A 20,213-nucleotide genomic window follows, 5' to 3' on the forward strand; every position below is an offset into this window, starting at 1 on the left:
TTGAAAGTTTCGCCGTTATTATCGCTCGTCTTTTAAGCAACTATTGACACACACATGAAGGCAAAAGCGATATTACTCGCCTCTGTCCTGCTTGCTGGGTGCCAGAACACTGGCAACATACAGCAGCACGCACAGAGCCTTTCTGCAGCTGGTCAAGGGGAAGCAGGGAAGTTTACAAGTCAGGCGCGTTGGATGGACGATGGGACATCATTCGCGCAGGAACAGGACTTGTGGGCCTCTATTAGCGACGAGCTGAAGATGGGGATTCCGGAAAACAACCGGATTCGCGATCAGAAACAGAAGTATTTAAGTAATAAGAGCTATCTCCACGATGTAACTTTACGGGCAGAGCCGTATATGTACTGGATAGCAGGGCAAGTTAAGAAACGTAACATGCCTATGGAACTGGTACTACTACCCATAGTGGAGAGCGCTTTTGACCCGCACGCGACGTCTGGTGCCAATGCCGCAGGCATTTGGCAGATCATTCCTAGCACAGGGCGCAATTATGGTTTGAAACAGACTCGCGGCTACGATGCGCGTCGGGATGTGGTCGCTTCAACGACTGCCGCTCTCGACATGATGCAACGTCTGAATAAGATGTTTGACGGTGACTGGTTGTTAACGGTCGCAGCGTATAACAGCGGTGAAGGTCGGGTAATGAAGGCAATGAAAGCGAACAAGGCGCGTGGTAAACCCACCGATTTTTGGTCTCTCTCATTGCCACAGGAAACCAAGCTTTACGTACCGAAGATGCTGGCTTTGAGCGATATTCTCAAAAACAGTAAACGTTATGGTGTAAATCTGCCAACGTCTGACGAAAGTCGCGCGCTGGCCAGAGTGAGCCTCAGCAGCCCGGTTGATATGAAACAGGTTGCTGATATGACGGGAATGTCGGTGACAAAGCTGAAGACCTTTAACGCAGGCGTGAAAGGCTCAACGCTGGGTGCCAATGGGCCTCAGTACGTACTGGTGCCGCAGAAGCATGCAGCACAGTTACGTGAGTCTCTCGCATCAGGTGAAATTGCTGCCGTTCAGTCAACGCTGATTGCAGATGTTTCATCCGTCAGCAGCCGTAGCTATAAGGTTCGTTCCGGCGATACCATTTCAGGCATTGCATCACGTCTTGGCGTGAGCACGAAGGATCTGCAGCAGTGGAACAATCTGCGCGGTTCAAACCTGAAAGTTGGCCAGAACCTGACGGTTGGCGCTGGCAGCAGCGCACAGCGTCTCGCCCGCAACAGCGATAGCATTACTTATCGCGTACGCAAAGGCGATTCACTGTCCAGTATCGCGAAAACGCACGGCGTGAACATCAAAGATGTGATGCGCTGGAATGACGATACGGCCAATCTGCAGCCAGGCGATCAGCTGACACTGTTTGTTAAAAACAGCACGACGCCAGACTCCTGACAGCCAGACCTATAGAAAAAGGCACCGATTCCCCCGGTGCCTTTTTTGTTTTTTCTTATCCGGCTTTTTGAGCTTCCGCCAGGATCGTATCGCTGGTAAACGACCCTTCTTCCTGCAATTCAAAGTACGCTTTCACTTCCGCCGAGGCACTCTCCTGGTACAAACGAATCGCCTGGCTTAACGTGTCGGGTGTGCGCATACGCGCAATCCATGAGGAGAACTCCAGAGGCAGGCGGTCCGTCACCAGAGAGCGGGAAACTAAACCGGCTTCGGTGATCATCGCGAACCATTCACCGCTCGAATAGTTTCGCACGTGCGAGGTATCGCGCAGGGCTTCAACGGTCTGCAGCCAGATATCGCGAACCGGGTTTCCGGGTGACATGATATCCATAATGATAAAAATCCCGCCCGGCTTCAGCACGCGTTTGATTTCGCGCAGTGCCTGGCCGACATCGTGCCAGTGATGGGCGGAGTAGCGGCTGATCACCACGTCATAGGTTTCGTCGTCAAAAGGAAGTGATTCAGCGTAGCCCTGGCGGGTCGAAATATTATTCAGCCCTTTGTCTTTCGCAGCGTGGGCGACAACCTCGAGCATCTGGCCAGACAAATCGTAAGCGGTAACGTGCGCGACATGCTGTGCAGCGACAAAGCTGGCATGCCCTGCTCCACAGCCTAAATCAAGAACCTGCGCCTGCGGAAATGCAGACAGGCGCTCGCCGAGACGCACCAGGTCACGGCCAGAGGCGTGTACCGCACTGGTCAGATAGGCGCTTGCCTGGGAACCGAACTGTTTTTCTACGTTGTCATGATGGGATTGTGTTGTCATCGTACTGTCCTTTGGTTGTGATAAAAATAAAGGGCAGTACCTGCACAGGCCTGCCCGACGGCAGACCTGACGCACCATTACTTCTCAGGTTTGCCGGGACTGAATTCAACAAGTAGTGGATTGTGATCGGAGGCGCGCGTCACCAGTACAGAGGCTTCGTGCACATTCAGACCACGATAGAAGACAAAATCAAGCGGACGACCAAACGCTTTGCGCCGCTGATCGTCGGTGAAACGCACTTCGCGCAAGGACATTTCGCGCGCAAAGCGATACAACGCATTCATGCGCGGACGACTCCAGGCATTGAAATCCCCCGCCATAATAATCGGCCCACTGTGATGCGCGATCTGATCGCCAATGGGAAGTAACTGCTTACTATACACATCGACACCCAGGCTAAAATTCACGGCGTGGATGTTTACCACCATCAGCAGGCGGGTATCGGGCAGAGGATAGACGGTGACTAATGCCGATTTTGCCAGACGCAAAATAGGCTCGCGCTCACGCAGTGGGCAGCAGTAAACCGGGTGCGCAGCGGAAAGCGTCATTACGCCCGAGGGGTGTTGGGGCAAGACAAAAGCGGGAACCTGGTCTGCGGCGAGGTAGTTGGTAGTTGCAAACCGAACCAGTTCAGGCGTAGTTTGCGCCTCCTGCAACAGCACCAGATGCGCATCCTTACCGAAATTCTTCAGCACGGATAACCACTCTGCACGCTGCTGCTTGAAGATATTCCACACCAGTACGCGAATTTTGTCATCGCTGCTTAAGGGGGCGCCAGCGGGCAATGCCTGGCCAAGACTCGCAAACGACCCCGGAGGCAAAATTCTCTCCGCAGGTTGTCCGGCAATATAGCGCATGGCATAGGTATTTTTTCGCACTTTTCGAAACGACCTCTATAGCATTGAACCAGCCCGGAAAACGGACTGGTTCTACTGTTATAGGGATTTTAGGTCACACTTTCAACGCAATTACTCATAAACCTCTGTCTGGTTTTGTAAGCAAGCGCTTACTGATACTTATCCCAGTGCTACACGAGCCGTTTTATCGAGGCGACCACTCAGGCCAATCAGCAGGAAAGCAGCCAGGACTATCACGGCACCAATCCACGGCGTCTGCGCTAAACCAAAGTGCTCAACCGTTTGCCCGCCGATAATGGAACCCAGCGCGATCCCTACGTTAAAGGCGGCGATGTTAAGGCCTGAGGCGACATCTACGGCGTTAGGTGTATACAATTCGGCCTTCTGCACTACATAGACCTGCAGGCCGGGTACATTGCCGAAGGCGAAGATCCCCATCACCAGAATCGTGCCCAGCGCCGCGTACTGTATGGAGGCGGTAAACTGGAACACCATCAGCAGCACAACCAGAGCCGCGAAGATGAATTTCAGCGCCGGTACAGCACCGTGTTTATCGGCAAGTTTGCCGCCCCAGATATTACCGATTGCGACAGAGACCCCGTATCCCAGCAAGATCCAGCTCACTGCACTCGGCGAGAAGCCGGCCAGATCCTGCATCATTGGCGCCAGGAAGGTGAACGCCGTAAAGACACCGCCGTAGCCCAGAGCTGTGATGGCATAGATAATCAGCAATCGAGGGTGCGTCAGCACTTTCACCTGATCGCGGAGACTGGCACTCGCACGACCGGGAATATTTGACGGTACAAGGATCAGGCTTGCAATCAGTGCAATGACCCCCAGCAGTGAGACGGCCAGGAAAGTTTCACGCCAGCCAAAATGCTGTCCGATAAAGGTGCCCAGTGGAACGCCCGTCACCAGTGCAACCGTCAAACCGCCGAACATAATGGCGATGGCAGATGCCGCTTTCTCTTTGGGTACCAGGCTGGTCGCGATGGTTGAGCCAATCGAGAAGAACACGCCATGCGCGAGGCCGGTCAGCAGGCGGGCAATCACCAGCGTGGTGTAGTCCGGGGCCTGCCAGGCCAGGATGTTCCCGGCGGTAAACAGCACCATCAGCGCCATTAACAGCTGTTTACGTGGGAAACGTCCGGTTAACGCTGTCAGAACAGGTGCACCAATCGCAACGCCCAGCGCATAGATGGAGACCAGCAAACCGGCAGAAGGTAGAGAGATAGAAAGTTGATCGGCAATCGTAGGAACCAGACCTACGATGACAAATTCGGTCGTGCCAATTGCGAAGGCACTGATCGTCAGGGCAAGAAGCGCCAGTGGCATAAAATACTCCGTATCATCAGGATTAAGATGACACGAAGTATGCGCCAGTGTTTAAATAACAAAAATGGTCAAAATATCAATAGAATTTTGCGGGTGGTGCAATAATGAAAGCAACCTCAGAAGAGCTGTCAATCTTCGTGGCTGTCGTGGAAAGCGGGAGTTTTAGCCGGGCTGCGGAGCAGCTGGGACAGGCAAATTCGGCGATTAGCCGTTCCGTCAAAAAGCTGGAAATGAAGCTTGGGGTGAGTTTGCTGAACCGGACGACGCGGCAGCTGAGCCTGACCGAAGAAGGTGAGCGTTATTTTCGCCGGGTGCAGTCGATTTTGCAGGAGATGGCCGCAGCAGAAACAGAGATCATGGAAACGCGGAGTACACCGCGCGGGCTTTTGCGCATCGATGCGGCCACTCCCGTCGTGCTGCATTTTCTGATGCCATTGGTGAAACCCTTCCGCGAACGTTACCCAGAGATGACCTTGTCGCTTGTATCCTCTGAGACGTTCATCAACCTGATTGAGCGCAAAGTGGATGTGGCTATTCGCGCCGGAACGCTGACGGACTCGAGTCTGCGCGCCCGTCCGCTGTTTACCAGCTATCGCAAAATCATCGCCTCACCCGACTATATTGCGCAATATGGTAAACCTGAGACGGTAGAGGAGTTAAAAAACCATCTCTGTCTGGGATTTACAGAGCCGTTATCGCTGAATACCTGGCCGATTGCCTGCAGCGACGGTCAACTTCATGAGATTACCAGCGGATTGTCCTCTAATAGTGGGGAGACATTGAAACAGCTCTGCCTTAGCGGGAATGGGATAGCCTGTCTGTCTGACTATATGATTAATAAAGAGATAGCCCGGGGTGAGCTGGTTGAGTTGATGGAAGACAAACGTCTGCCGGTGGAGATGCCCTTCAGTGCAGTTTATTACAGCGACCGCGCAGTCAGTACCCGTATCCGGGCATTTATCGACTTTCTGAGTGAGCATATAAAACAGCTCCCGAAGGAGCTGTGAGAGGGTTTGAGGCTACAGAGGGTGAGTTAAATTAATCCCAGTTTGGGGCCAGACCTTCCGGGCTGACCAGGCGGTCGTTGCAATCAAGCGCCGCGATCGCTTTTTGATCTTCAGCGTCCAGCTTGAGATCCCGCGCCAGAAGGTTGCTCGCCAGGTTCTCACGTTTCGTTGAAGAAGGGATCACGGCATAACCTTCTCCCATCGCCCACGCAAGGATAACCTGTGCCGCCGTTGCATTGTGCTTATCAGCAATACGCGCTATGACTTCATCTTTCAACGCTTTACCATACGCCAGCGTCATGTACGACGTGATGTGAATGCCTTTCTCTTTCGCCCAGTTCACCACTTTACGGTTTTGCAGGTACGGAGACAGCTCAATCTGATTGGTGGTAATATTCTCTGCGCCAACGGCCGCAATCGCCTTTTCCATCAATGGAATAGTGAAATTCGAGATCCCGATGTTGCGAGTCAAACCTAACTTTTTAGCTTCCAGAAGTGCCAGCATAGTTTCTTCAACAGAAACAGCATCACCTGGTGAAGGCCAGTGGATGAGCGTCAGATCGACATAATCGGTACGCAGCTTTTCCAGGCTCTCTTTCAGGCTTGGGATCAGCTTGTCTTTGCTGAGGTTTTCCGTCCAGATCTTCGTCGTAATAAATAATTCTTCACGTGGTACACCGCTTTCTTCAATGGCCTGGCCTACAGCCGCTTCATTGCCATAAATTTGTGCCGTATCGACGGTACGATAACCTAATTCGAGAGCGGTTTTAACAGATGCGATGACGACGTCGTCTTTCAGGCGGAAGGTGCCAAGACCGAATGCAGGGATAGTCATGTAAATCCTCTTTAATCATTATGTTCGTTAACTGAGGATGATTATCGCGTGGTATAGATATGTTGAAAAAGAGTGAAATATGCAGAGGATTTTTGCGTTTATAGCAATAATTAAATTTCAGACAAGAAAAAGCCCTGAGCGTTAACTCAGGGCTTTTAATAAGTGGCGGAACGGACGGGACTCGAACCCGCGACCCCCTGCGTGACAGGCAGGTATTCTAACCGACTGAACTACCGCTCCACCGAAGACTTCTGTAACCACCGGATCATGCACCGGTTTACTACTTAATTTGATGCCTGGCAGTTCCCTACTCTCACATGGGGAGACCCCACACTACCATCGGCGCTACGGCGTTTCACTTCTGAGTTCGGCATGGGGTCAGGTGGGACCACCGCGCTAAAGCCGCCAGGCAAATTCTGTTATCAACACGCATTCCTGCGCATTAATTAATCTGTATCAGCTGAAAATCGGTCTCTGCTTCGCCAAAACATCTTCGGCGTTGTAAGGTTAAGCCTCACGGTTCATTAGTACTGGTTAGCTCAATACATCGCTGCACTTACACACCCAGCCTATCAACGTCGTAGTCTTCAACGTTCCTTCAGGACTCTCAAGGAGTCAGGGAGAACTCATCTCGGGGCAAGTTTCGTGCTTAGATGCTTTCAGCACTTATCTTTTCCGCATTTAGCTACCGGGCAATGCCATTGGCATGACAACCCGAACACCAGTGATGCGTCCACTCCGGTCCTCTCGTACTAGGAGCAGCCCCCCTCAATTCTCCAGCGCCCACGGCAGATAGGGACCGAACTGTCTCACGACGTTCTAAACCCAGCTCGCGTACCACTTTAAACGGCGAACAGCCGTACCCTTGGGACCTACTTCAGCCCCAGGATGTGATGAGCCGACATCGAGGTGCCAAACACCGCCGTCGATATGAACTCTTGGGCGGTATCAGCCTGTTATCCCCGGAGTACCTTTTATCCGTTGAGCGATGGCCCTTCCATTCAGAACCACCGGATCACTATGACCTGCTTTCGCACCTGCTCGAGCCGTCACTCTCGCAGTCAAGCTAGCTTATGCCATTGCACTAACCTCCTGATGTCCGACCAGGATTAGCTAACCTTCGTGCTCCTCCGTTACTCTTTAGGAGGAGACCGCCCCAGTCAAACTACCCACCAGACACTGTCCGCAACCCGGATTACGGGTCTACGTTAGAACACCAGCCATTAAAGGGTGGTATTTCAAGGTTGGCTCCACGCAGACTGGCGTCCACGCTTCAAAGCCTCCCACCTATCCTACACATCAAGGACCAGTGTTCAGTGTCAAGCTATAGTAAAGGTTCACGGGGTCTTTCCGTCTTGCCGCGGGTACACTGCATCTTCACAGCGAGTTCAATTTCACTGAGTCTCGGGTGGAGACAGCCTGGCCATCATTACGCCATTCGTGCAGGTCGGAACTTACCCGACAAGGAATTTCGCTACCTTAGGACCGTTATAGTTACGGCCGCCGTTTACCGGGGCTTCGATCAAGAGCTTCGCGTTGCCGCTAACCCCATCAATTAACCTTCCGGCACCGGGCAGGCGTCACACCGTATACGTCCACTTTCGTGTTTGCACAGTGCTGTGTTTTTAATAAACAGTTGCAGCCAGCTGGTATCTTCGACTGGTTTCAGCTCCGTCCGCAGGGACTTCACCTACACACCAGCGTGCCTTCTCCCGAAGTTACGGCACCATTTTGCCTAGTTCCTTCACCCGAGTTCTCTCAAGCGCCTTGGTATTCTCTACCTGACCACCTGTGTCGGTTTGGGGTACGATTTGATGTTACCTGATGCTTAGAGGCTTTTCCTGGAAGCAGGGCATTTGTTACTTCAGCACCGTAGTGCCTCGTCATCACACCTCAGCGTTAAAAAGGTACCGGATTTACCTGGAACCTCCGCCTACATGCTTAAACCGGGACAACCGTCGCCCGGCTAACATAGCCTTCTCCGTCCCCCCTTCGCAGTAACACCAAGTACAGGAATATTAACCTGTTTCCCATCGACTACGCCTTTCGGCCTCGCCTTAGGGGTCGACTCACCCTGCCCCGATTAACGTTGGACAGGAACCCTTGGTCTTCCGGCGAGCGGGCTTTTCACCCGCTTTATCGTTACTTATGTCAGCATTCGCACTTCTGATACCTCCAGCATGCCTCACAGCACACCTTCAACGGCTTACAGAACGCTCCCCTACCCAACAACGCATAAGCGTCGCTGCCGCAGCTTCGGTGCATGGTTTAGCCCCGTTACATCTTCCGCGCAGGCCGACTCGACCAGTGAGCTATTACGCTTTCTTTAAATGATGGCTGCTTCTAAGCCAACATCCTGGCTGTCTGTGCCTTCCCACATCGTTTCCCACTTAACCATGACTTTGGGACCTTAGCTGGCGGTCTGGGTTGTTTCCCTCTTCACGACGGACGTTAGCACCCGCCGTGTGTCTCCCGTGATAACATTCTTCGGTATTCGTAGTTTGCATCGGGTTGGTAAGCCGGGATGGCCCCCTAGCCGAAACAGTGCTCTACCCCCGAAGATGAGTTCACGAGGCGCTACCTAAATAGCTTTCGGGGAGAACCAGCTATCTCCCGGTTTGATTGGCCTTTCACCCCCAGCCACAAGTCATCCGCTAATTTTTCAACATTAGTCGGTTCGGTCCTCCAGTTAGTGTTACCCAACCTTCAACCTGCCCATGGCTAGATCACCGGGTTTCGGGTCTATACCCTGCAACTTAACGCCCAGTTAAGACTCGGTTTCCCTTCGGCTCCCCTATACGGTTAACCTTGCTACAGAATATAAGTCGCTGACCCATTATACAAAAGGTACGCAGTCACCCCATAAAAGAGGCTCCCACTGCTTGTACGTACACGGTTTCAGGTTCTTTTTCACTCCCCTCGCCGGGGTTCTTTTCGCCTTTCCCTCACGGTACTGGTTCACTATCGGTCAGTCAGGAGTATTTAGCCTTGGAGGATGGTCCCCCCATATTCAGACAGGATACCACGTGTCCCGCCCTACTCTTCGAGTTCACAGCGTGTGCATTTTTGTGTACGGGACTTTCACCCTGTATCGTGCGACTTTCCAGACGCTTCCACTAACACACGCGCTGATTCAGACTCTGGGCTCCTCCCCGTTCGCTCGCCGCTACTGGGGGAATCTCGGTTGATTTCTTTTCCTCGGGGTACTTAGATGTTTCAGTTCCCCCGGTTCGCCTCATGCCACTATGTATTCATGACATGATAGTGTGTCGGAACACACTGGGTTTCCCCATTCGGGTATCGCCGGGTCAAAGGTTCATATCACCTCGCCGACGCTTATCGCAGATTAGCACGCCCTTCATCGCCTCTGACTGCCAGGGCATCCACCGTGTACGCTTAGTCGCTTAACCTCACAACCCGAAGATGTTTCGTAAAACATCATCGTGTCGCGAAAATTTGAGAGACTCGAACACACCGTCATCCTGTTCTTATTACGGAGAACAGACGCAGCGTGTCGTTTCAATTTTCAGCTTGATCCAGATTTTTAAAGAGCAAAACTTCGCAGTGAACCTTTTCAGGTACACTCTGAAGTTTTCTTGTTGTTCGCAGTAAAAGGATGGTGGAGCTATGCGGGATCGAACCGCAGACCTCCTGCGTGCAAGGCAGGCGCTCTCCCAGCTGAGCTATAACCCCATCACAAATGCTAAATCTCATTACCCGTTCATTTCCTGCCAGAACTTACCAAAGGAATGAATTGGTAGGCCTGAGTGGACTTGAACCACCGACCTCACCCTTATCAGGGGTGCGCTCTAACCACCTGAGCTACAAGCCTGCAGAGATTTTTTACTGCTTATTTTTCATCAGACAATCTGTGTGGACACTACAAAGGCAGGTTCTTTCAGGTAAGGAGGTGATCCAACCGCAGGTTCCCCTACGGTTACCTTGTTACGACTTCACCCCAGTCATGAATCACAAAGTGGTAAGCGCCCTCCCGAAGGTTAAGCTACCTACTTCTTTTGCAACCCACTCCCATGGTGTGACGGGCGGTGTGTACAAGGCCCGGGAACGTATTCACCGTAGCATTCTGATCTACGATTACTAGCGATTCCGACTTCATGGAGTCGAGTTGCAGACTCCAATCCGGACTACGACGTACTTTATGAGGTCCGCTTGCTCTCGCGAGGTCGCTTCTCTTTGTATACGCCATTGTAGCACGTGTGTAGCCCTACTCGTAAGGGCCATGATGACTTGACGTCATCCCCACCTTCCTCCAGTTTATCACTGGCAGTCTCCTTTGAGTTCCCGGCCGGACCGCTGGCAACAAAGGATAAGGGTTGCGCTCGTTGCGGGACTTAACCCAACATTTCACAACACGAGCTGACGACAGCCATGCAGCACCTGTCTCACGGTTCCCGAAGGCACTAAAGCATCTCTGCTAAATTCCGTGGATGTCAAGAGTAGGTAAGGTTCTTCGCGTTGCATCGAATTAAACCACATGCTCCACCGCTTGTGCGGGCCCCCGTCAATTCATTTGAGTTTTAACCTTGCGGCCGTACTCCCCAGGCGGTCGACTTAACGCGTTAGCTCCGGAAGCCACTCCTCAAGGGAACAACCTCCAAGTCGACATCGTTTACGGCGTGGACTACCAGGGTATCTAATCCTGTTTGCTCCCCACGCTTTCGCACCTGAGCGTCAGTCTTTGTCCAGGGGGCCGCCTTCGCCACCGGTATTCCTCCAGATCTCTACGCATTTCACCGCTACACCTGGAATTCTACCCCCCTCTACAAGACTCTAGCCTGCCAGTTTCGAATGCAGTTCCCAGGTTGAGCCCGGGGATTTCACATCCGACTTGACAGACCGCCTGCGTGCGCTTTACGCCCAGTAATTCCGATTAACGCTTGCACCCTCCGTATTACCGCGGCTGCTGGCACGGAGTTAGCCGGTGCTTCTTCTGCGAGTAACGTCAATCACTGTGGTTATTAACCACAATGCCTTCCTCCTCGCTGAAAGTACTTTACAACCCGAAGGCCTTCTTCATACACGCGGCATGGCTGCATCAGGCTTGCGCCCATTGTGCAATATTCCCCACTGCTGCCTCCCGTAGGAGTCTGGACCGTGTCTCAGTTCCAGTGTGGCTGGTCATCCTCTCAGACCAGCTAGGGATCGTCGCCTAGGTGAGCCGTTACCCCACCTACTAGCTAATCCCATCTGGGCACATCTGATGGCAAGAGGCCCGAAGGTCCCCCTCTTTGGTCTTGCGACGTTATGCGGTATTAGCTACCGTTTCCAGTAGTTATCCCCCTCCATCAGGCAGTTTCCCAGACATTACTCACCCGTCCGCCGCTCGTCACCCGAGAGCAAGCTCTCTGTGCTACCGCTCGACTTGCATGTGTTAGGCCTGCCGCCAGCGTTCAATCTGAGCCATGATCAAACTCTTCAATTTAAGTTTGATGCTCGTGAATTAAACTTCGTAATGAATTACGTATGTTCACTCAGAGACTTTGGTATTCATTTAGCGTCTTGCGACGTTTAGAATCCATGTCACTTTGAGTGCCCACACAGATTGTCTGATAAATTGTTAAAGAGCAGTGCAACGCGGCTTTCGCTCACCGTTGCGAGGTGGCGTATATTACGCTTTCCTCTTTCAGAGTCAACCCTGAATCTCAGGATTTTTTCTCTTCAACCGAACCGGCTGTTTGTGTGAAGTGATTCACATCTGCCGTGTCGATGGAGGCGCATTATAGGGAGCTTCAGAGGAATGACAAGCGGAAAAATACATTTTTATTTCAACCGCTCATTTTTTCAACGTGACGCCTATTTTTGCTGCATTTTGAGCGCTTTTGGCAGGTCTGCAAGGCTATTCAGTACCAGATCTGCCGCGCTTTCAGCTTCTGGGGTAACCGGCTTACCGGTGCGCACTAATACTTTAGTGCCCACGCCTGCTGCTGTTGCCGCCTGCATATCTTCCAGTTTGTCGCCCACCATATAAGAAGAGGCCATATCAATGTGCAGGAATTCCTGCGCAGAGATAAACATCCCAGGATGAGGTTTACGGCAATCACATGTCTGGCGGTATTCTTCGACGGTCCCTTGCGGGTGATGCGGACAATAATAGATACCGTCCAGCTCGACATCCCGATCGGCCAGTGACCAGTCCATCCACTCGGTCAGCGTTTCGAATTGCGCTTCGGTAAATTTACCCCGGGCGATCCCCGACTGATTGGTCACCACCACCAGCGCATACCCCATCGCTTTAAGTTCGCGCATGGCGTCAATAACGCCGTCGATGAATTCGAACTCATCAATCTCATGCACATAACCGTGATCGACATTAATGGTGCCGTCACGATCGAGAAAAATTGCGGGTACTGATTTTGCCACGGGTTTGCTCCTGAAAAAGGCATGTGCCGCTATTATCTCATGTTTCACCGCGCAAGAAAGTGCTCATCGCGCACAGTTGGATTGATTTAGACGTCTGGATGCCTTAACATCCATTTTGTTTACGGTTGAACCCCGTATCTGGCAGAACAAAATGCCACGGCTAACTTACATACGATAAAAATAATCTAATGATTAAACTTTCCAATATCACCAAAGTGTTCCAGCAAGGAACCCGAACCATTCAGGCGCTGAACAATGTCAGCTTGCATGTTCCGGCTGGACAGATTTATGGCGTCATTGGCGCATCGGGTGCCGGTAAAAGTACGCTCATCCGTTGCGTTAACCTGCTCGAGCGTCCGACCGAAGGTAGCGTCCAGGTTGGCGGCCAGGAGCTGACTAAACTTTCCGAAAAAGAATTAACTCAGGCCCGTCGTCAGATAGGCATGATCTTCCAGCACTTTAACCTGCTAGCATCACGCACTGTTTTTGGTAACGTTGCGCTTCCGCTGGAGCTGGACAACACGCCAAAAGAAGAGGTGAAGCGCCGGGTAACCGAGCTGCTGGAGTTGGTTGGCCTGTCTGATAAGCATGACAGCTACCCGGCTAATCTGTCCGGTGGCCAGAAACAGCGCGTGGCGATTGCCCGTGCGCTGGCAAGCAACCCTAAAGTGCTGCTCTGCGATGAAGCCACCAGCGCACTGGATCCGGCAACCACCCGCTCTATTCTGGAATTATTGAAAGACATTAACCGTCGCCTCGGGCTGACCATCCTTCTTATTACTCATGAGATGGATGTCGTTAAGCGCATTTGCGACTGCGTTGCGGTAATCAGCAACGGTGAACTGATCGAGCAGGACACCGTCAGCGAAGTGTTCTCGCATCCGAAAACGCCCCTTGCCCAGCAGTTCATTCAATCCACTCTGCACCTGGATATTCCGGAAGATTATCTGGCGCGTTTAAAAGTGGAATCAGCTCCTGACAGCGTTCCAATGCTGCGCATGGAATTCACCGGTCAGTCCGTTGACGCCCCTCTGCTTTCCGAAACCGCACGTCGCTTTAATGTGAATAACAACATTATTAGCGCTCAGATGGATTACGCCGGTGGCGTGAAGTTCGGCATCATGCTGACGGAAATGCACGGAACACAAGAAGAGACGCAAGCCGCAATTGCCTGGCTGCAGGAACACCATGTAAAAGTAGAGGTACTGGGTTATGTCTGAGCCGATGATGTGGCTGCTGGTTCGCGGCGTTTGGGAAACGCTGGCAATGACCTTCGTATCAGGATTCTTTGGTTTTGTGATTGGCCTGCCGGTTGGCGTGCTGCTGTACGTCACGCGTCCAGGGCAAATTATCGAAAACGCGAAGCTTTATCGCACGCTCTCTGCGCTGGTAAACATCTTCCGTTCGATTCCTTTTATCATCCTTCTAGTGTGGATGATTCCATTTACTCGTGTCATCGTGGGGACATCGATTGGTCTGCAGGCTGCCATTGTGCCGCTGACCGTAGGCGCCGCGCCGTTTATCGCGCGTATGGTTGAGAATGCTCTGCTCGAAATTCCAACCGGTCTGATCGAAGCCTCTCGTGCCATGGGCGCGACGCCAATGCAGATCGTACGCAAAGTGCTGTTACCCGAAGCGCTGCCAGGTCTGGTGAATGCGGCCACGATTACCCTTATCACGCTGGTCGGGTATTCCGCCATGGGCGGTGCTGTCGGGGCGGGTGGTCTGGGTCAGATCGGCTATCAATATGGTTATATTGGTTATAACGCTACCGTAATGAACACCGTTCTGATATTGCTGGTTGTGCTGGTTTATCTCATTCAATTCTCTGGCGATCGCATCGTCCGGGCTGTTACTCACAAATAACGTTACACAACGCAAACTCGACGAATTAAGGATATAACATGACGTTTAAATTGAAGACCTTTGCTGCGGTAGGCGCACTGATCGGCTCCCTGGCTCTGGTGGGTTGCGGTCAGGATGAAAAAGATCCAAACCATATCAAAGTGGGCGTCATTGTTGGCGCTGAGCAGCAGGTTGCAGAAGTAGCGCAGAAAGTCGCAAAAGAGAAGTATGGCCTGGACGTTGAGCTGGTTACCTTTAACGACTACGTTCTGCCGAACGAAGCGCTGAGCAAAGGCGACATCGACGCTAACGCCTTCCAGCACAAACCATACCTGGATCAGCAGATTAAAGATCGTGGCTACAAACTGGTTGCCGTAGCGAACACCTTCGTTTACCCAATTGCTGGCTACTCTAAAAAAATCAAATCTCTGGAAGAACTGCAGCCGGGTTCTCAGGTCGCGATTCCTAACGACCCAACCAACCTGGGCCGTTCCCTGCTGCTGCTGCAGAAAGTGGGTCTGATCAAACTGAAAGATGGCGTGGGCTTGCTGCCAACCGTGCTGGATGTGACTGAAAACCCGAAAAACCTGAAGCTGGTTGAGCTGGAAGCACCACAGCTGCCACGCTCTCTGGACGATGCGCAGATTGCTCTGGCGGTGATCAATACCACTTACGCCAGCCAGATTGGCCTGACGCCGGCAAAAGACGGCATCTTTGTTGAAGACAAAGACTCCCCGTACGTTAACCTGATCGTGAGCCGCGAAGATAACAAAGACGCGGAAAACGTGAAAAAATTCGTTCAGGCATACCAGTCTGAAGAAGTTTACCAGGAAGCCAACAAAGTGTTTAACGGCGGCGCTGTTAAAGGCTGGTAATCTGACCTTTCTGTAATATCATTCAAGACGGGCGAAAGCCCGTCTTGTCATTTATGCAGGCAACTGATTCAATAACTGACGATTTGATTATTCATTGAGGAAATATTATGCGTGCTTTACCGATCTGTCTTTTAGCACTCATGCTGAGCGGCTGTTCAATGCTAAGCAGATCTCCTGTTGAACCTGTTAAAAGCACTGCAACCCCACCGAAGGTGGAGCCAGCAAAACCAAAACCGCCGCGTCCTGCGCCGGTAAGAATCTACACCAAAGCTGAAGATCTGATTGGCAAGCCATTCCGCGATCTGGGTGAAGTCACCGGCGAATCCTGCCAGGCCAGCAATCAGGACTCTCCGCCAAACATCCCAACGGCGCGTAAACGCCTGCAGATTAATGCCGCCAAAATGAAAGCCAACGCCGTCTTGCTGCACAGCTGTGAAGTTACCAGCGGTACGCCAGGCTGCTATCGTCAGGCTGTGTGTATGGGCAACGCCCTTAACGTCACGGCTAAATGAGTGCATTTCAGTTTGAGCAGATAGGTGTTATCCGCTCGCCTTATAAAGAGAAGTTTGCCGTGCCACGCCAGCCGGGTCTGGTCAAAAGCTGCGGCGGCGAACTTCACTTAATTGCCCCTTATAACCAGGCCGATGCGGTGCGTGGCCTGGAGGCATTCAGCCATCTGTGGGTGCTGTTTATCTTTCATCAAACGATGGAAGGTGGCTGGCGCCCGACGGTACGCCCTCCCCGACTGGGCGGGAATGCCAGAATGGGGGTGTTTGCCACGCGTTCGACCTTCCGCCCAAATCCTGTAGGCATGTCGCTCGTTGAGCTACAAGGCATTCGCTGCCAGAAGGATCAGGTGATTCTGCAGTTAGGCAGTCTGGATCTGGTCGACGGCACGCCCGTGGTGGATATCAAACCCTATCTGCCTTTTGCCGAAGCACTGCCCGACGCTCGCGCGAGCTATGCCCAGCAGGCCCCAACGGCAGATATGCCCGTTGGATTCACGGCAGCGGTCTGCGCACAGCTCCTGCATCTGGAAAAGCGTTACCCTCGCCTGAAAGATTTTATTGTCGACGTTCTGGCGCAAGATCCGCGACCCGCCTACAGAAAAGAGGAAGAGGCAGGCAAAACATACGCCGTCCTGTTGCTCGATTTTAACGTACGCTGGCGCGTCACCGAGGCAGGTTTTGAAGTCTTTGCGCTGGAAGAGCGCTAATTTTATTTTTCCTCTCTTTTGGCATCTTTGCCACACTGGTAAACTAAACCACTTTTTTTGTGTCAGTCTGACGTTTCAGCCTGGTCCAATCGTCGAAATGGAACCGTAACAACATGCGTACTAGCCAATATCTGCTCTCCACACTGAAGGAGACACCTGCCGACGCTGAAGTCATCAGCCACCAGCTGATGCTGCGCGCCGGGATGATCCGCAAGCTGGCCTCCGGGTTGTACACCTGGTTGCCGACCGGCCTGCGCGTCCTGAAAAAAGTCGAAAACATCGTGCGTGAAGAGATGAACAACGCCGGTGCTATCGAGGTGTCCATGCCTGTGGTTCAGCCCGCTGACCTGTGGATGGAAAGTGGTCGCTGGGAGCAGTACGGCCCGGAACTGCTGCGCTTTGTTGATCGCGGCGAGCGTCCGTTTGTGCTCGGCCCAACGCATGAAGAAGTGATCACTGACCTGATCCGTAACGAGCTGAACTCTTACAAACAGCTGCCGCTGAACTTCTTCCAGATCCAGACCAAGTTCCGTGACGAAGTTCGCCCGCGTTTCGGCGTGATGCGTTCCCGCGAATTCCTGATGAAAGATGCCTACTCTTTCCATACTTCACAGGAATCCCTGCAGGAAACTTACGACGTGATGTACGGTGCCTACAGCAAAATCTTCTCCCGTATGGGTCTGGATTTCCGCGCTGTACAGGCTGATACCGGTTCAATCGGCGGTAGCGCCTCTCACGAATTCCAGGTGCTGGCTCAGAGCGGCGAAGATGATGTGATCTTCTCCGATACCTCTGACTACGCGGCGAACATCGAATTTGCCGAAGCGCTGGCACCTGCCACTCCGCGCGCAGCGGCGACCGAAGAGATGAAACTGGTCGACACGCCAAACGCGAAAACCATCGCCGAGCTGGTTGAACAGTTCAATCTGCCGATTGAGAAAACGGTGAAAACGCTGCTGGTGAAATCCGTTGAAGGTAGCGCGTATCCGCTGGTTGCCCTGCTGGTTCGTGGCGATCACGAGCTGAACGAAGTAAAAGCCGAAAAACTGCCGCAGGTCGCAAGCCCGCTGACATTTGCTACCGAAGCGGAAATCCGCGCGGTGGTTAACGCAGGTCCAGGTTCACTGGGTCCGGTTAATCTGCCGGTTCCAGTCGTTATCGACCGTACCGTTGCCGCGATGAGCGATTTCTCTGCTGGCGCGAACATCGACGGTAAGCACTACTTTGGCATCAACTGGGATCGCGACACTGCGACGCCAGAAGTGGCGGATATCCGTAACGTGGTTGCCGGCGATCCAAGCCCGGACGGCCAGGGTCATCTTCAGATTAAACGCGGCATCGAAGTAGGCCATATCTTCCAGCTAGGGACGAAGTACTCTCAGGCGCTGAACGCAGCCGTTCAGGGTGAAGACGGTCGTAACCAGACCCTGACCATGGGTTGCTACGGTATCGGTGTGACGCGCGTTGTGGCTGCTGCCATTGAGCAGAACCACGACGAGCGCGGCATCGTCTGGCCAGACAATATCGCGCCGTTCCAGGTCGCGATTTTGCCAATGAATATGCACAAGTCTTACCGTGTTCAGGAACTGGCTGAGAAACTGTACAGCGAACTGCGCGCGCAGGGCATCGAAGTGCTGATGGACGACCGTAAAGAGCGTCCGGGCGTGATGTTTGCGGATATGGAACTGATCGGTATCCCACACACAGTCGTCATCGGCGACCGTAACCTCGACAGCGGCGAGATTGAATACAAATACCGTCGCAGCGGCGAGAAGCAGATGATCAAGACTGGCGACATTCTTGATTACCTGGTGAAAGCCATCAAAGGTTAAGACATAAAAAAAACCCCGCCTCGGCGGGGTTTTTTTTTACGTCTGATTCAGTCTTACTTACTGTCGCAGTCTTTACCCGCCACAAACTTTGCATTCTTATCCGTTACCAGCGTTTTGACCATCTCACCGCTGTCCGGGTTCGGCTCCAGCGTGAAGTGACCGTCCACCGTCAACAGTACCGGCTTGCTGTCATTCCCGCGCGCCACGGCATAATCACGTTCCAGCTGGGCATTATTCGCCACACTCACTTTTTTGCCTGTTACACAGTCGGTGAAGACCGCTGCATCCGCCATGTAGAAATACATGCCGCGCATTGCCATTGGGGTGGACGGCAGCGCCGCTTTAACTGGCGCAAGGGTGTAATTAAACTGGGACTCGATTGGATTCCCTTCTCGATCCAGCATCTCCATGCCCTCGCCTTTGGCACGGAAATAGGTTTTCTCGCCTTCAGCATCCGTCAGCACCAACTTCTCAGCCGTGCGTGCCCATTTGCCGTAAGACGCAAAGGAAGAGGGCTCTTTCGCGCCCTGATAGCGCTGGTTCATCACCCATGAACCGTCCTTTTCCAGGAACAGAGTCGTTTCAATACCTTCACAGTCTGCGCATGGCAGAACGCCGCGCCAGCTCTGCTGCATCGGCTTTAACTCTTCGGAGTGCGTCGGTTGCAGAGTCTGCATCTCGGCGCGGTTGTTACACCCTATTAATGCAAACAGTGTGGACGCGGCCAACACTGACAATATCGCTTTATTCACGATGAATTCCTTATAGCAATGTAATCCTGGTACGTTATTCCTGGGGCCGACGTACTTTTCCACGCAGTGATTTTACGGTGGATTTCTGCGCTTTTGATGACAATCGGCGCTCTTTCGACGCCCGCGTCGGTCGCGTGGCCCGGCGGCTTTTTTGCACCGCCGTAAGCTCCTGTATGACCGCCACCAGCCGGGAAAGTGCGGCTTCGCGATTTAAATCCTGGCTGCGGTACTCTTGCGCCTTAATAATGATGACGCCATCGCTGGTAATCAGATGATGGCTGGCAGCCAGCAGGGCTTCTTTATAGGACTCTGGCAGGCTGGAGGCCCGAATGTCAAAGCGCAGATGAATCGCCGTTGAGGCTTTATTTACATGCTGGCCGCCCGCCCCCTGAGCCCGGATCGCGGTAATTTCCAGCTCATTATCAGGAATGGTAACGCTTCGGGACACCACAATCATGACGGGGATTGCCACGCAGTCAGATGAATTTCCAGATTATTCTGAGCATCAGACAGCCAGATTGACCCATCCTGAATCGTCGCCTGCAGTGCCATCGTACGGGTGGCAAACGCGGTCAGTTGTGCCAGCTGTTCGTCATCCAGATACCACACCGAAAGGTGCGAATACTGCGCGCATTTACGCTGGTTTTGCTGCCACCAGATCTCCGCAGCACGCTGATTATAGGCGAAAATCGCGACTTCAGCCGCCTGAGTGCAGGCCTTTTTGATACGACGCTCGTCCGGCAGACCTAGTTCGATCCACAAATCGATACCCATATGATCGTTACGCAGCCAGGCTTCCGGCTCTTCTTCAGCGCTCAAACCACGCGTAAATTGCAGGCGTTCATTGGCGTACTTAATCCACGCCAGCAGGCGCAGCATCATGCGCTCCTGCGTTTCGGACGGGTGACGGGCCAGCGTTAACGACGCATCGAGAAACTGGTTGCGGTCAAGGTCAGCTACGTTGACTACCGCTTTATAAATTGTCGCTTTCAGCGCCATGAGAGAACTCCATTCGAATCAGGTGCCCATTGTAGCGAAA

Annotated in this window: 15 protein-coding genes, 3 tRNA genes, 3 rRNA genes and 1 pseudogene; 8 read left to right on the plus strand and 14 right to left on the minus strand. The window is 52.8% G+C overall.

Translation table 11 applies throughout. The annotated features are described in order from the left end of the window. Positions 1-54 precede the first annotated feature (54 nt). Positions 55-1,413, plus strand: a complete 1,359-nt coding sequence (gene mltD, locus OVA10_RS20310; protein ID WP_102104398.1) for a murein transglycosylase D — start codon at positions 55-57, stop codon at positions 1,411-1,413. 55 nt (positions 1,414-1,468) lie between these two features. Here the strand turns inward: mltD and OVA10_RS20315 are convergent, their stop codons facing one another. The 3 genes from OVA10_RS20315 to OVA10_RS20325 form a co-directional block, all read right to left on the minus strand. After that, complete coding sequence (locus tag OVA10_RS20315; RefSeq protein ID WP_181827365.1) at positions 1,469-2,239, minus strand: class I SAM-dependent methyltransferase; 771 nt, start codon at positions 2,237-2,239, stop codon at positions 1,469-1,471. 77 nt (positions 2,240-2,316) lie between these two features. After that, on the minus strand, positions 2,317-3,117 hold the full coding sequence (locus OVA10_RS20320; protein WP_100777529.1) for an endonuclease/exonuclease/phosphatase family protein: 801 nt from the start codon (positions 3,115-3,117) through the stop codon (positions 2,317-2,319). 138 nt (positions 3,118-3,255) lie between these two features. Beyond that, positions 3,256-4,431, minus strand: a complete 1,176-nt coding sequence (locus OVA10_RS20325) for an MFS transporter (RefSeq protein WP_107702208.1) — start codon at positions 4,429-4,431, stop codon at positions 3,256-3,258. Between the two features lie 104 nt (positions 4,432-4,535). Between OVA10_RS20325 and yafC the strand changes: the two are divergent. After that, a pseudogene (gene yafC / locus OVA10_RS20330) lies at positions 4,536-5,473 on the plus strand (DNA-binding transcriptional regulator YafC). Here the strand turns inward: yafC and dkgB are convergent. The 8 genes from dkgB to gmhB form a co-directional block, all read right to left on the minus strand. Further along, complete coding sequence (gene dkgB / locus OVA10_RS20335) at positions 5,470-6,273, minus strand: 2,5-didehydrogluconate reductase DkgB (RefSeq protein ID WP_268196700.1); 804 nt, start codon at positions 6,271-6,273, stop codon at positions 5,470-5,472. The pseudogene yafC and the gene dkgB sit on opposite strands and share 4 nt — an antisense overlap. A 163-nt stretch (positions 6,274-6,436) precedes the next feature. Further along, positions 6,437-6,513, minus strand: a tRNA-Asp gene (locus tag OVA10_RS20340). A gap of 54 nt (positions 6,514-6,567) precedes the next feature. After that, a 5S ribosomal RNA gene (gene rrf, locus OVA10_RS20345) occupies positions 6,568-6,683 on the minus strand. A 93-nt stretch (positions 6,684-6,776) separates the two neighbouring features. Beyond that, positions 6,777-9,683, minus strand: a 23S ribosomal RNA gene (locus tag OVA10_RS20350). A 207-nt stretch (positions 9,684-9,890) separates the two neighbouring features. Beyond that, a tRNA-Ala gene (locus OVA10_RS20355) sits at positions 9,891-9,966 on the minus strand. 62 nt (positions 9,967-10,028) lie between these two features. Next, positions 10,029-10,105 (minus strand) — tRNA-Ile (locus OVA10_RS20360). A gap of 71 nt (positions 10,106-10,176) precedes the next feature. Next, a 16S ribosomal RNA gene (locus OVA10_RS20365) occupies positions 10,177-11,716 on the minus strand. The 16S, 23S and 5S rRNA genes sit together here with 3 tRNA genes alongside, the layout of an rRNA operon. 371 nt (positions 11,717-12,087) lie before the next feature. Beyond that, complete coding sequence (gene gmhB, locus OVA10_RS20370) at positions 12,088-12,654, minus strand: D-glycero-beta-D-manno-heptose 1,7-bisphosphate 7-phosphatase (protein ID WP_107702211.1); 567 nt, start codon at positions 12,652-12,654, stop codon at positions 12,088-12,090. A 188-nt stretch (positions 12,655-12,842) separates the two neighbouring features. Here gmhB and metN point away from each other — a divergent pair, with 188 nt between their 5' ends. The 6 genes from metN to proS all read left to right on the plus strand — a co-directional run bounded on the left by metN (position 12,843) and on the right by proS (position 18,422). Further along, the gene (gene metN / locus OVA10_RS20375) at positions 12,843-13,874 is read left to right on the plus strand and encodes a methionine ABC transporter ATP-binding protein MetN (RefSeq protein WP_123429449.1); all 1,032 of its coding nucleotides are present in this window, start codon (positions 12,843-12,845) and stop codon (positions 13,872-13,874) included. Then, entirely contained in the window at positions 13,867-14,520 is a 654-nt protein-coding gene (locus OVA10_RS20380) for a methionine ABC transporter permease MetI (RefSeq protein ID WP_014830730.1), read from the plus strand. The genes metN and OVA10_RS20380 overlap by 8 nt, the downstream gene beginning before the upstream one ends. 38 nt (positions 14,521-14,558) lie before the next feature. Then, positions 14,559-15,374: a methionine ABC transporter substrate-binding lipoprotein MetQ gene (metQ, locus tag OVA10_RS20385; RefSeq protein WP_100777535.1), complete on the plus strand. Its 816-nt coding sequence runs from the start codon at positions 14,559-14,561 to the stop codon at positions 15,372-15,374. A 107-nt stretch (positions 15,375-15,481) separates the two neighbouring features. Then, on the plus strand, positions 15,482-15,886 hold the full coding sequence (gene rcsF / locus OVA10_RS20390) for an Rcs stress response system protein RcsF (protein ID WP_100777536.1): 405 nt from the start codon (positions 15,482-15,484) through the stop codon (positions 15,884-15,886). Beyond that, positions 15,883-16,590, plus strand: coding sequence for a tRNA (N6-threonylcarbamoyladenosine(37)-N6)-methyltransferase TrmO (gene tsaA, locus OVA10_RS20395; protein ID WP_129036410.1), 708 nt, complete (start codon positions 15,883-15,885; stop codon positions 16,588-16,590). The genes rcsF and tsaA overlap by 4 nt, the downstream gene beginning before the upstream one ends. A 113-nt stretch (positions 16,591-16,703) precedes the next feature. Then, a complete protein-coding gene (gene proS, locus OVA10_RS20400; protein ID WP_268196703.1) occupies positions 16,704-18,422 on the plus strand; it encodes a proline--tRNA ligase in 1,719 nt (572 codons plus the stop codon). Positions 18,423-18,475: 53 nt separating this feature from the next. Here the strand turns inward: proS and nlpE are convergent, their stop codons facing one another. The 3 genes from nlpE to OVA10_RS20415 are packed head-to-tail and all read right to left on the minus strand — an operon-like array spanning position 18,476 to position 20,173. Next, positions 18,476-19,174, minus strand: a complete 699-nt coding sequence (gene nlpE, locus OVA10_RS20405) for an envelope stress response activation lipoprotein NlpE (RefSeq protein ID WP_100777539.1) — start codon at positions 19,172-19,174, stop codon at positions 18,476-18,478. A 34-nt stretch (positions 19,175-19,208) separates the two neighbouring features. Continuing rightward, positions 19,209-19,631 (minus strand): alternative ribosome rescue aminoacyl-tRNA hydrolase ArfB, encoded by a 423-nt coding sequence (gene arfB / locus OVA10_RS20410; RefSeq protein WP_268196919.1) that lies wholly within the window; start codon positions 19,629-19,631, stop codon positions 19,209-19,211. Then, complete coding sequence (locus OVA10_RS20415) at positions 19,628-20,173, minus strand: YaeQ family protein (protein ID WP_181827361.1); 546 nt, start codon at positions 20,171-20,173, stop codon at positions 19,628-19,630. Before OVA10_RS20415 ends, arfB begins: the two co-directional genes overlap by 4 nt. Between the last annotated feature and the right edge of the window lie 40 nt (positions 20,174-20,213).

Source organism: Lelliottia sp. SL45 (assembly GCF_026672535.1).
GTDB lineage: Bacteria > Pseudomonadota > Gammaproteobacteria > Enterobacterales > Enterobacteriaceae > Enterobacter > Enterobacter nimipressuralis.